Source organism: Burkholderia sp. NRF60-BP8, assembly GCF_001522585.2.
Lineage (GTDB): Bacteria > Pseudomonadota > Gammaproteobacteria > Burkholderiales > Burkholderiaceae > Burkholderia.
Map to the genome: position 1 here is coordinate 1,849,644 of NZ_CP013373.1, position 11,993 is coordinate 1,861,636.

Annotated in this window: 14 protein-coding genes; 5 read left to right on the plus strand and 9 right to left on the minus strand. The window is 66.0% G+C overall.

Going from position 1 to position 11,993, the window contains the following annotated elements:
- Positions 1-84: 84 nt before the first annotated feature.
- Together WS54_RS21940 and WS54_RS21945 are read right to left on the minus strand one after the other, a co-directional pair.
- Positions 85-789 carry an energy transducer TonB gene (locus WS54_RS21940; protein ID WP_059785865.1) on the minus strand — a complete coding sequence of 235 codons (705 nt, stop codon included), beginning with the start codon at positions 787-789 and terminating at the stop codon, positions 85-87.
- 861 nt (positions 790-1,650) lie between these two features.
- Positions 1,651-2,139, minus strand: coding sequence for an aminoacyl-tRNA deacylase (locus WS54_RS21945; protein ID WP_059785869.1), 489 nt, complete (start codon positions 2,137-2,139; stop codon positions 1,651-1,653).
- 452 nt (positions 2,140-2,591) lie between these two features.
- Here WS54_RS21945 and WS54_RS21950 point away from each other — a divergent pair, with 452 nt between their 5' ends.
- Entirely contained in the window at positions 2,592-2,885 is a 294-nt protein-coding gene (locus tag WS54_RS21950) for a YciI-like protein (protein WP_034207368.1), read from the plus strand.
- 7 nt (positions 2,886-2,892) lie between these two features.
- Here WS54_RS21950 and corA read toward each other — a convergent pair whose 3' ends face one another.
- Positions 2,893-3,870: a magnesium/cobalt transporter CorA gene (gene corA, locus WS54_RS21955; protein WP_059785872.1), complete on the minus strand. Its 978-nt coding sequence runs from the start codon at positions 3,868-3,870 to the stop codon at positions 2,893-2,895.
- A gap of 201 nt (positions 3,871-4,071) precedes the next feature.
- Between corA and cydX the strand changes: the two genes are divergently transcribed.
- A complete protein-coding gene (gene cydX / locus WS54_RS21960) occupies positions 4,072-4,218 on the plus strand; it encodes a cytochrome bd-I oxidase subunit CydX (RefSeq protein WP_034207370.1) in 147 nt (48 codons plus the stop codon).
- Complete coding sequence (locus WS54_RS21965) at positions 4,215-4,832, plus strand: AAA family ATPase (protein WP_034207371.1); 618 nt, start codon at positions 4,215-4,217, stop codon at positions 4,830-4,832. Before cydX ends, WS54_RS21965 begins: the two co-directional genes overlap by 4 nt.
- A 123-nt stretch (positions 4,833-4,955) precedes the next feature.
- On the opposite strand, the gene WS54_RS21970 is transcribed toward WS54_RS21965, so the two are convergent.
- Positions 4,956-6,056 carry a saccharopine dehydrogenase family protein gene (locus WS54_RS21970; protein WP_006481527.1) on the minus strand — a complete coding sequence of 367 codons (1,101 nt, stop codon included), beginning with the start codon at positions 6,054-6,056 and terminating at the stop codon, positions 4,956-4,958.
- Positions 6,057-6,553: 497 nt separating this feature from the next.
- Positions 6,554-7,018 (minus strand): Lrp/AsnC family transcriptional regulator, encoded by a 465-nt coding sequence (locus tag WS54_RS21975; RefSeq protein WP_006481526.1) that lies wholly within the window; start codon positions 7,016-7,018, stop codon positions 6,554-6,556.
- Positions 7,019-7,266: 248 nt separating this feature from the next.
- Between WS54_RS21975 and WS54_RS21980 the strand changes: the two genes are divergently transcribed.
- The gene (locus tag WS54_RS21980) at positions 7,267-7,818 is read left to right on the plus strand and encodes a Spy/CpxP family protein refolding chaperone (protein ID WP_034207372.1); all 552 of its coding nucleotides are present in this window, start codon (positions 7,267-7,269) and stop codon (positions 7,816-7,818) included.
- 134 nt (positions 7,819-7,952) lie between these two features.
- On the plus strand, positions 7,953-8,384 hold the full coding sequence (locus WS54_RS21985) for a PGDYG domain-containing protein (protein ID WP_034207373.1): 432 nt from the start codon (positions 7,953-7,955) through the stop codon (positions 8,382-8,384).
- Positions 8,385-8,430: 46 nt separating this feature from the next.
- Here the strand turns inward: WS54_RS21985 and WS54_RS21990 are convergent, their stop codons facing one another.
- From WS54_RS21990 to WS54_RS22005, 4 genes are all read right to left on the minus strand, one after another.
- Positions 8,431-8,793, minus strand: a complete 363-nt coding sequence (locus WS54_RS21990) for a DUF3022 domain-containing protein (protein ID WP_034207374.1) — start codon at positions 8,791-8,793, stop codon at positions 8,431-8,433.
- 13 nt (positions 8,794-8,806) lie between these two features.
- Positions 8,807-9,595 carry a YhfC family intramembrane metalloprotease gene (locus tag WS54_RS21995; RefSeq protein ID WP_034207375.1) on the minus strand — a complete coding sequence of 263 codons (789 nt, stop codon included), beginning with the start codon at positions 9,593-9,595 and terminating at the stop codon, positions 8,807-8,809.
- A 55-nt stretch (positions 9,596-9,650) separates the two neighbouring features.
- The gene (locus WS54_RS22000) at positions 9,651-10,694 is read right to left on the minus strand and encodes a LacI family DNA-binding transcriptional regulator (RefSeq protein WP_034207376.1); all 1,044 of its coding nucleotides are present in this window, start codon (positions 10,692-10,694) and stop codon (positions 9,651-9,653) included.
- 332 nt (positions 10,695-11,026) lie between these two features.
- Positions 11,027-11,992, minus strand: a complete 966-nt coding sequence (locus WS54_RS22005) for an NAD(P)-dependent oxidoreductase (RefSeq protein ID WP_034207377.1) — start codon at positions 11,990-11,992, stop codon at positions 11,027-11,029.
- Position 11,993 lies beyond the last annotated feature (1 nt).

Here is an 11,993-nt window from a genome sequence, read left to right on the forward strand (position 1 = left end):
CCCACTCCGATTCTTTCGTTGAACTTACGATTGAAGTTCAAGACGGTTTTCCCCGGTCCGGCGCTTGCCGGACCGCCCACTGCATCAATTCAGGTTGAACGAGAACGGCACCTGCACCCTTACGGCCTGGCCTTGCGCCACGCATTTGAACCGCTTCACGGTGTTGTAGGCCGCACGATCGAGCACGGGGTCGGCCGACTGGGCCACGCGTTCGTTCGTGATGTTCCCGTCCGCGTCCACGACGAACTCGATCGTCACCTCACCCGTGATGTTGTTTTCCTGCGCTTCCTTCGGGTACTGCATCGACGCGCGAATCGTGTCCGAATTCGGGCAGACGACACCCACCTCGTGGCTGACCGGCTTCGCGGGCGCGGGCGCGGGCGGTGCGATGACGGGCGCCTGCACGGCCGGCGCGGACGGCACCGGCGCCACCTGGTGCGTGATCGGCGCTTGCGGCGGCGCCTGCACCGGCACTTCGGGCGGCGGCACGAACGGCGGCGGCGGGGGCGCGAATTTTGGTGGCGGAAGCTTGACGACCGGCAGCGGCGGGGGCGGCGGCGGCTTCACCGGCTCGATGATGCGGGTTTCGATCGGATGCTGGATCACCTGCACGACTTTCGTCGCGAGGCCGTTGAGCAATGCGTAGATCAGCACTGCGTGCAACAGGAGGACGACTGCGATGCCGCCGAAACGGCGCACCGGGTTCTGCTGCTTCTTGCCGAATTCCCGCGGACGCCCAAGCGTGGCCAGTCCGCTGTTCGAAGCAACCAGATGCTCTTCGACTTTCATGCCCACTATCCATCCCCCAAGCGAATCGCCCAGTTTCGCGATGATGGCCGGCCCAGGAACCGGGTCGGTTCCGTCTCCGCCTCACCCCGAAATTTCATTTTTGATGCAATTAGCCATCCGAATCGAAAGCATCGATTTCGGATTCCGATTTATTCAATTTCAAGGAATCGTTTCAACCGCAACGGGATAGCCACCCTATCCGGCGTCTACCCCGAACCAGCGCGTTCAGGCAATTGTCAGCTGCGTCGACACAGGCACTTTTCTCGCGTGACGATTGGCTCTTCGTTACGCACTGATGTCAGCCGAGTCGTTCGTCTTGGGTGCAGAAGATAGCAAGGAAAAAATTTGAGCGTCAAACTTTATTTGATACCCGAATACAAAGTTTGGAGAGTTTGCTCGAATAATGATTTAGTAAACTTGGCCGACCATTTTCCATTGATTTAGTAATTGATTTGTATGGCAATCGCACCAATCAAGTGCCTCTCTAAAATAATCACCAATTTAGTGCCAAGCACCGAATTGGCGCGTCGGTAATGAGCATCTCCGGATGCGTTTCTTCGTCACATCGCACGGATGAAATCCGATTGACCATCGTCATGCGGCGCCGGGGCTTGTTCATGCGATGTTCGGATGGGAACTCGCCTCTTGTTTATAAGGAATCCACATCAAAATAACCGCGCCTTCTCCACCGATCGGATCCATACGATGATCTGCATACCGAATCTGTTTTTTTGATGCCAGAACCCGCTGCGTCAGCGTGAATTCGTTGCCCGCTACTTTGCGCGCACCGGCACATTCGCTTCACCGAGACCGGCGAGACAAATGCCCGCGCATGCTTCGTCGACGCACGACCGGCATCGCTCAGGACAGCATCATCCCCTGCATCCGGTGCGAGAAATGCGCGCGCTCGGCGGTCTCCATCAGCATCAGGAATTCGTCCTGCATCATGTGTATCAGCGCTTCGTGATCGCCGGCCTCAAAATAGACTTCCGGCTGCTGCGCGAGGCGTTCCTCGAGGAACGTCTTCATCCCGTACGCCATGCAGACCGGCGGCAGCGCGCCCATGTCGCAATCCTTGAACAACTCGCGCAACTCGACCTCCCGGGCGAGCACGAGATGGCGTCCCGTCTTCACCCAGAGATCCGACAGGCGCACGGCGTGCGTCGTCGGCAATACGGCGGCGACGTAGCCCTCGGCGTCCTCGAGGAGCACCGTTTTCGCGAGCCGGTCGCCGGGAATATGCGCGGCGGCGGCCGTTCCCATGCTCGTATGGCTATAGGGGTGGTACACGATTTCGTACCGCGATGACTTCTGGCGCAGGCAATCCTGCAGGGTGGCTGAGACCGGCATGGCACACCTCGTCTGGTTGAATCGGGCGAACGGCGTTCGCTCCGGATTCGTTCAGCATAGGTCGCATTCCGGCCCAAGGGAAACGCCCTCGCGCGACGCCGCTCCAGATGCCCCGGCAGCCCGCCCCGGTCATTTTTCATCCGCGCGCCTGCCCTCGCCGGCATGCGAAATCGAGACCCAGAACGGGGCCTGGAAAGCCCCTCGTCCCTGTAGACGAATTCCAGGTGACGTAGACGCGAACGGGTCGGTAATTTGTTGATGTCGGGAAACTAGACTGTTAGTTGCATTTTCCGAAGAACAATGAGATACCGCCGAGGATGCGCCGTTCAAAAAACGCACCCGCGAATGCGCGCCGTCATGCCGGCAAGCCACGTCGCCCACAGCTTTCCCGGTGTCCTATACTGAGCCGGCCGCCCCCTTCCTCCGGGCGGAAACCGACTCCTGGAGCGATCATGCATTACCAGTTGATCTACGAACTCGTCGACGATTACCTGTCGCGGCGCGACGCGTTCCGTGCCGAGCATCTCGCGCTCGCGCAGGCCGCGACCCAGCGCGGCGAACTCGTGCTCGCGGGCGCGCTGGCGGATCCGGCCGACCAGGCCGTGCTCGTGTTCGAAGGCGATTCGCCGGAAGCGGCCGAATCGTTCGCGCGCGCCGATCCGTACGTGCAGAACGGCCTCGTGAAATCGTGGCGCGTGCGGCCGTGGCGCGTCGTGGTCGGCAAGCACGCGCCGCGTCCCGCGTGAAATCGGGCTACAACCATCCTGCCCGCTTGAAGCGCCACCACAACGCGAGATCGGCGACGGCCATCACCGCGATACAGCCGTAGAACCCGTATTTCAGGTGCAGCTCGGGCATGTTCGCGAAGTTCATCCCGTAGATGCCGGCGATCATCGTCGGTATCGCGAACAGCGCGGCGAACGAGCCGAGCCGCTTGGTCACCTCGTTCTCCGCGAGCGAAATCATCCCGAGGTTGACCTGGATCGCGGTGACGACCATCTCGCGGCGCCCTTCGATCGTCTTCACGATTCGCTGCAGATGGTCGTACACGTCGCGGAAGTAGGCCGACATCCCGCTGCAGACTTCCGGAATGCGCCCGCCGGTGAGCTTCGCGAGCGGCTCCATCAGCGGCGCCGTGTGTTGGTACAGCAGCACGAGCCGGCGTTTCAGCGAATAGAGATCTTCGATGATCGCGCGCGACGACGCGGGCGTCGCCTTCGCGAAGATGCGATCCTCGAGTTCCTCGAGCTCGGTGCCGAGCGTTTCGAGGATCGGGAAATACCGGTCGACGACCTGGTCCATCAACGCGTAGAACACGAACGCCGACCCCTCGCGCAGCAGATGCGGTTCGCGCTCGCAGCGCTTGCGCACGTCGCGGAAATCCTGCTCGGTGTGATTGCGGATCGACAGCACGTAATTCGGGCCGACGAACACGTTCAGTTCGCCGACCTTGAATTCGTCGTCCTCATCGAGTTCGACCGTATGCAGCACCGCGAACAGCGAATCGCCGTATTCCTCGATCTTCGGTCGCTGATGACCCTTGCGGGCATCCTCCAGCGCCAGCTCGTGCAATCCGAACTCCTCGCCCATCAGATCGATTTCCTCGGGCGTCGGATCCTTCAGCGCGACCCACACGAAGCATTCGGGCTTCGACACGTAATCGCTGATGGCGGCGATGTCGATATCGGCCAGCTTGCGGCCGTCCTGGTAAGCAGCACAGTTGATCAGCATGTTGTCCCACGATGTTGCGGTTTGCCCATCAGTTTACCGGTTTGCCGCACGGACGGCCCGGCTTGCGCGGCACGCCGATATTGGTCATGATCGGGCTGCGTGCGCCGCAGCACGCGCATCGCGGCACATCGACAGGCCCGCCGGGCCTGCGTTGCGCGATGCACAACGGCCGCGCGGCCCCACCGTCAAGGAGACAGACCTATGTGGTATTTCTCGTGGATACTCGGCATCGGCGTGGCACTCGGCTTCGGCATCATCAACGCGATGTGGCTGGAAGCGGAAGTGTTCTCGCGCGGCGAAGAGCGCGGCGACACGTCGCGCCGGAAAGCGGGGAGCCGGTATTCGTGACGCATCTCGTGTTCTTCTGCGGTCACGCCGGCACCGGCAAGACCACGCTCGCGAAGCGGCTCATCGGGCCGCTGATGCGCGCGACCGGCGAGGCGTTCTGCCTGCTCGACAAGGATACGCTGTACGGCCGCTACAGCGCGGCCGCGATGGGCGCGCTCACGGACGATCCGAACGACCGCGACAGCCCGCTCTACCTCAAACATCTTCGCGATCCCGAATACCAGGGCCTGCTCGACACGGCCCGTGAAAATCTCGCGCTCGGCATCGGTGCGCTCGTCGTCGGCCCGCTGTCGCGCGAGGTGCGCGACCGGCGCATCCTCGATCGCACGTGGCTCGGCATCGCGCCCGAGGTCGCGCTGACGGTCGTCTGGGTTCACACGTCGGAAGACGTCGCGCATCAGCGGATCGTCGCGCGCGCCAATCCGAACGACGCGTACAAGCTCGCGCACTGGGACGAATACCGGCAGCGCCGCTTCGTGCCGACCGGCCACGAATGCGACGGCATCGTGATGTTCGACAACACCGCGCCGTCCGACGCGGACATCGACGCGCTGCTGTACCGCATCGTGCCGCCGCCGCAACCGGCGACGATCGTCCCGCCGCTGCCCGCCTGATCGGCGCCGCCAGGCGCCCTTCCTGCTTCCTCAAAAAACAACGCCGAAAGCGCTGCTGCGCTCCCGGCGTCGTACGGCCCTCGTGCCAGAGTCAGACGCTGGCGAATGGTCCGGCAACCGCGGTCAGGCGACCGCGTGCACGCGCTCCATCGTGCCGCCGTCGTACAGCTTGCCGAAGCGGTTCGACAGGAACGCCTTCAGCGACACCTTTTCCTGCGGGATGAAACCGCTCTGCGGCAGCTTCTTTTCGCGGAACAGATCCAGCACCGCGCACATCGCGCCGGCCGTCGTGATCTGGATCGCGCTCATGTGCATCCCGCACACGTCCTTCGCGAAGATCTTGCGCGTGAACACGTCCTGCACCAGCTGGCCGTCCTTCACGCCCGTCACCGTGACGAACACGAGCACGACGTCCTGCTTCGTCGACGGCACCGCGCGGCGCATGATCGACTTCAGCGTGTCGCGGTCGGTCGACAGGCGCAGGTCTTCCAGCAGGAACTGCACGAGCTCGCGGTGGCCCGGATAGCGCACCGACTTGTAGTCGAGCGTCTCGACCTTGCCCGACAGCGTTTCGCACAGCGTGCCGAGGCCGCCCGACGTGTTGAACGCTTCGTATTCGGTGCCGTCGAGCGAGAAGTGTTCGAGGCCTTCGAGCGGCTGCACCCATTGCTTGCGGCCGTCGCGGATCGCTTCGCACGGCTGACAGTATTCGTTGATCAGACCATCGACGCTCCACGTGAGGTTGTACTTCAGCGCGTTGGTCGGATATTCGGGCAGCGCGCCGACGCGCATCTTCACGTCGCGCACTTCGCTGAAACCGTTCACGAGCTCGTGCGCGGCGATGCCGATGAAGCCCGGCGCGAGGCCGCACTGCGGCATGAACGCGCGATCGGAGCCGTCGGCCAGTTCGCGGATCGCGTGCGTGGCGCGCACGTCCTCGGTCAGATCGAAGTAGTGAACGCCGGCAGCCTTCGCGGCGGCGGCCACGTTGACCGCGAGATAGTACGGCAGCGCGTTGACGAGCGCATCGAAGCCCTTCACTGCTTCGCGAATCGCATTCGCATCGGCCGAATCGACCCGCTGCGTCGCAATGCCTTCGCGCGACAGCTTCGCGAGCGCATCCGCGTCGCGGTCGAACGCGACGACTTCGTAGTCGCCCGTTTCACGCAGCATGTGAGCAATGGTGTGGCCGATCAGACCTGCGCCGACGATGGCGATTTTCATGCGCTTATCTCCTGATGATGGGTGTGGTGTTGTGGACGGCGTCGAGCCATGCACACAGTGTAGGGACGCTCAAAATCAGTTCCAAGACGAAGAATGATGCGAAACGACCGATAATTTCGACGTTATGACGATACGTTTCGCCTAAATGACATGCCCATCTAAAAATCGCGTAAACGGGCTGTCGCAAACCGGTCGTTGGTGGTCGCGCATGGCAACGACGAAGACGAGGACGCACGGCGCGGCGCGGCACACGAACCGCCCATGCGCGGGATGAGGCACGCCGGTCGAAGCGGCATACGAAAGGAGATTCGGAGAGACGCGCGACGTGCGCGAAAGGAGGATGTCGACGACGGCGGATACCCCGCGCCGATCACGACGTATAGCGAAAGCCATGACGAATGCGCGCGAGCATGCACCCGACGTCGCGCCTGGCGCCCGCGACGCCACGCCATCCGCACCACGCTCGCGCGGTCATGCGCGGCGCGGCATGCGACCGGTCAGCCGCCGATCGTGCCGCGATCGATCTTGCGCGACAGGATGATCGACGTCGTCGTGCGCTCGACGCCTTCGAGCGTGCCGATCTGGTCGAGCAGATCGTTGAGCCGTTCGGGCGAATCGGCGCGCAGCCACGCGACGTAGTCGTACTCGCCGCTCACCGCGCACAGCAGCTGGACTTCCGGCATCCGGTCGAGCTTGCGCAATACGTCCTTGCCGAACTTCGGCGTAAGGATGATGCCGACGTACGCATAGATGCTGGCGTCGAGCACGTCCTGCCCCAGTCGCACGCTGTATCCGGCGATCACGTTGGTGCGTTCGAGACGCGCGATGCGTGCGACGACCGTCGTGCGCGCCACGTCGAGCTGACGCGCGAGATCCGCGACGCTGGCGCGCGCATCGGCTTGCAGCAGCGCGACGAGTTGCCGGTCGAGATCGTCAAGTTGATCGAGGCGGGGTGGGCGCATGACGCTGGGCCGGTACGCAGATGCCGGCGGAGTGGAAAGTGACGCGATGATAGCGCCGAACGCCGGCGCGCCCAACCGGCATGACCGGATTCGAATCTTTCGATTTCGATTCGTATCGGATGTAAGCAAGTGTCGCATTCGCTGCCGCACTGCATGCAACGTGCTACTAATAGCGGGCGACGCGAGATGCGCGCCGGCGGCGTTGGCCGCCGCGCCCGCTCGCCAGACACCACCCCGGAGAGCCAACCATGAAGAAAATCTCGCTCACCCTCGCTACGCTCGTCGTTGCAGCCAGCGCGTTCGCGCAAACCCCAGCGCAGCCGCAAGCGCCCGCCCAGGCGCCGGCCACGACGGCCGCGGCGTCGGCCCCGAGCGCCGAACAGCGCGCGGCACGCCACGAAGCGCGCATCGAGCAGCGCATCAAGTACCTGCACGACCAGTTGAAGATCACGTCGGCGCAGGAGCCGCAATGGAAGACGTTCGCCGATACGATGCGCGACAACGGCGCAACGATGGGCCGTCTCTACGGCGAACGGATCGCCAAGCACGACGTGTCCGCGCTCGACGACATGAAGCAGTACGCGGAACTGTCGCAGGCGAACGCCGACGGCGCGAAGAAGCTCGCCGACGCCTTCGCGCCGCTCTACGAGAGCTTCCCGGCCGAGCAGAAGGCGCTGGCCGACACGACCTTCCGCAACTGGCTGCACCACGGCGGCGAGCACCGCGGCAAGGGCAGGACGAAGGGCAAGGAAGGCAACGCGGCCGCCGCGCCGGCCGCGAGCGCTCCCGCGCAGCCCTGACGCCCTCCCCGCCGGCGCCGTGCCGCCCGTCCGGGCCGAACGGCGCCGCGCCGCTGGCGGCATCGGCGCGCCACACGGCGCGCCGAATTCGGGATAAGCTCCCGGCTTTTCCCGCTTTCCCGCCCCTCTCCGCCATGCTCGAACTCAAGCAACTCGATCTGCGTACCGATCCGCAGGCCCGTCGCGTCGTCAAGGACGAAACCGTCGCCGTGTCGTTCGCGCAGGCCGACGGCGAACTGATGAGCCTCGAAGGCCCGAACCGTTATGCTGTGGGCGACGCACTGATCACCGGCTCGACCGGCGACCGCTGGGTCGTGTCGCGCGCGCGCTTCGACGCCAAATACCTGCCCGCCGATCCGGCGCTCGCGCACGGTGCGCCGGGCGCTTACCGCAACCGGCCGGCCGTCGTGCTCGCACGCCGGATGGACGAGCCGTTCACGATCGCCCGCTCGGAGAACGGCGACACGCTGCGCGGCGTCGCCGGCGACTGGGTGATGCAATACGCGCCGGGCGACTACGGCGTCGTGCAGGCGCAGCGCTTCGCGCAGGTCTATCGCGACGCGTAATTCACCCGCGTAATGCACCGCGTCGGCCCAAGGCCGGCGCCACTGCTCACGCAAAGTCTTCGTCGAGTTCGAGTTCCGCGTCGCGCTCGACGGCCTCGCCGGCCGCGTGTCGCTCTTCGAGCGATCCGAGCATCGCTTCCGTATACGCATGCAGCACCGCATGGCTGCGCGCGCGCTGCATCGGCTTGAGCGCCAGGTAGCGCGCGAGCGCGGCCGGCACGATCCGGATGTCGAGCGTCATCCGCTTCGGCGTCGCGCCGAAACGCATCGCCAGCCAGTGCACGGACAGGAAGCGCCCGCGCGCATCGCTGCTTTCGGCGAAGCGCGTCTGCTCCGGAAACAGATCGCAGATCACGCGTGCGAGCGCGTCGAATTCGGCGCTCGGGCATTCGATCAGATAGTCGTCCATGCCGTCTCTCCCGTCAGGCCGCCGCACGCGACGGCCGGCACGCCTTCGCCAGCACGACCGCCAGGATCGCGGCCAGCACGAAATACGCGGCCTCGACCCATGCGGCCGGCAGCACGCGCACCTGGTACAGCAGCGTCGGCGTCGCCGCGAGCGCATGCAGCACGATCGCGAGCGGCAACACGGCCATCCGGCCGGCCCGCACGCCGCGCCACACCAGCACCGACAGCGCCAGTTGCACCGCGAACGCCGCGCAGCGTTCGAGCAGCAACAGCAGGATCGACTGGACCGACAGCGTCGCGAGCATCATGTGCAGCCGCACGACGGTGTCGACCGGCAGGTCGGACAACTGCGTCTCGAGCTGGCCGCGGCTCGCGAGCCACGCGAGATACGACCACTGGCCCCACACCAGCACGCCGACGAACCACGCTTCGGCGCCGCCGTGACCGATCCCGTAGCCGATGCCGCGAGCGTCGCCGGCCGATGCGCCATAGCGACGGTTCAGCACGCGCATCCCGAGATAGCGGCCGACTTCCTCGAATACGGCGGTCGCAAGCGCGCCGTACGCGACGAACGCGAGCGGCTGCGTGAGCCAGCCGTCCTCGGGCGTGTGGCTCAGCACGAGCCCGTGGAACGCGCGCTCGAGGATCATGGCAAACAGCGTGAAGACGGCGACGCCGACGATCGTGTCACGGCGATTGAGCGCAAGCGGCTTGCGCAGGATGCGGTAGAGGACGAGCGGCAGCAGCGCGATGATCAGCGTGGCGGCGATCAGCGCCGCCAGCGTGACGGGAGCGACAGTCATGTATTTCCTTGGTTCGAGGCAGCGCACCCGATGCGCCGCGTGCCCCGAATGATACTCAGCTTGCGGTCGACGCGCGCGCAATCAGCTCGCCGGGCAGCATCGCGACGCGCACGTCGCCCGCCGCGCCGTCGATCCGCTCGTGCACGAATTCGACGGCCTTGTAGCCGATTTCGTAGGTGGGCTGACGGATCGTCGTGATGCCGATCAACTCGGCCCATTCCGGATCGTCGATCGACAGCAGCGCCGCCTGCTGCTGCCACGCGGCGCCGAAGCGCGCGCGCAGGTGGCGCGCGATCGCCAGCGCGACCGGCGCATTCGCGGCGAACAGCGCCGCGCGCACGCCGCGCCGGGCCGCGTGATCGATGCGCGCATCGACGTCGGCGAGCGCCGCCGCGGCCGCGTCGGGCGCGTTCAGGTCGAGCACGACCGTCGACGGCACCGCCAGCCCGCGCGCGGCCAGCGCCGCGCGGAACGCGGCCTCGCGCACGCGCCGCGAGCTGACGCGCTCGAACGGCTGCACGACGAAATGGATCGCGTCGAAACCGTGTTCGACCAGGTGCGCGAGCGCGGTCTCGATCGCGTCGTCGTTGTCGAGGCCGATCAGGTCGGCCTCGAAGCCCTCGACCGTGCGGTCGACGAGCACGGCCGGAATGCCCGCGCCGCGCAACGGGCGCAGCACGTCTTCGTCGGCGCCGAGCGCGTTGACGATCAGCCCTTCGACGCGGTAGGTCGTGAGCAGTTGCAGGAAACGGCGCTCCATCTCGACTTCGTTCGCTGCGTGACAGATGAGCGGCATGTAGCCGAGCGCATGGCACGCGGCCTCGACGCCCTGCAGCACTTCGACGGTGTAAGGATTGGTCAGGTCGGCCGCGAGCATGCCGAGCAGCCGGTTGCGGCCGCGCTTGAGCCCGCGCGCCATCTGGTTCGGCCGGTAGTTGAGCCGCGCGATGGCCGCTTCGATCCGCTGGCGCAGATCGACGGACAGCACGTGCGTCTCGCCGTTCAGGTAGCGCGAAACGCTGGTCTTACCCGTACCGGCCTCGCGCGCGACGTCGCTGATCGTCGCCGGACGCGTCGTGGAAGGTTGCGAATCGGTCACTGTCGTGCCTCGCGACGTACGATCCGCGCCGCTTCGTGAGCAGACGGACCATTGTTGTTGGAAACGTAAGCCAATCGGCGGCCTCCCCTGTCCTGGCGCGTCGGCGCCTGCGCCGGCCCGGTGCTTCGCGCTCGCGCAGCGCCCGCCGGTCGCGTGCTACGGCAGTCGGCCGCACCGGAGCTGGCGCGGATGCCCGTCGCCCGATGCGGCCGGCCGCGCGGCCGACCGTCGATGCGACGAGAGCGGGCGATCATAACGCAGCCGGCCCGCCGGCACCAAGATCATCGACTCTAACGGCGCCGGCGCCGCGCCAGCCGGTTGCCGGAGGCGGCTCAGGCGTGCGCCAGCGCATCCGGATTGACGAGATTCGTGCGCAGCGTGCCGGCCAGCGCGCCGACCAGGTTTTCCGCGGCGCAGCGCGCCATCGCATGGCGCGTCTCGTGCGTCGCCGAGCCGATATGCGGCAGCGCGACGACGTTCTTCATCTGCAGCAGCGGCGAATCCGCCGGCAGCGGCTCCTTCTCGAACACGTCGAGCCCCGCGCCCCGGATCGTGCCCGCGCGCAGCGCGTCGACCAGCGCGGCTTCGTCGACGACGGGCCCGCGCGACGCGTTGATCAGGATCGCACTGCGCTTCATCTTCGCGAATTCGGGTGCGCCGATCAGGTGGCGCGTGTCGGGCGATAACGGCACCTGCAAGCACACGAAATCCGACTGCGCGAGCAGCGCGTCGAGCGTCACGCGCCGGGCGCCGTACTGCGTCTCGGCCTCGGCATGCGCGGACCGGTTCGCGTACAGCACCTGCATCCGGAAGCCGAGCGCCGCGCGCCGCGCGACCGCGCCGCCGATCCGCCCGAGCCCGACGATGCCGAGCGTCTTGCCCTGCACGTCGGTGCCGTACAGGTCCGGGCCGATGCTGCGATGCCAGTGGCCGGCCTTCACCCATTCGGCCAGTTCGACCACGCGCCGTGCGGAGGCCAGGATCAGCGAAAACACCGTGTCGGCCGTCGACTCGGTCAGCACGTCCGGCGTATGCGCGAGCACGATGCCGCGCCGCGTGAGATCGGCGACGTCGAAGTTGTCGTAGCCGACCGAGATCGTCGACCACGCCTTCAGCCGCGGCGCGCGGTCGAGCATCTGCGGCGTGACCTTCAGGCTCGCGCCGATCGCGCCGTCCGCGTCGCCGAGCGCAGCGGCAAGCGCGTCGGCGCCGTCGGCCTGCACCACCTCCGCATGCTCGCGCAGGTACGCGAGAACGTCATCGGGCAGCGGCTTGTACGCGACGATACGGGGCTTCATC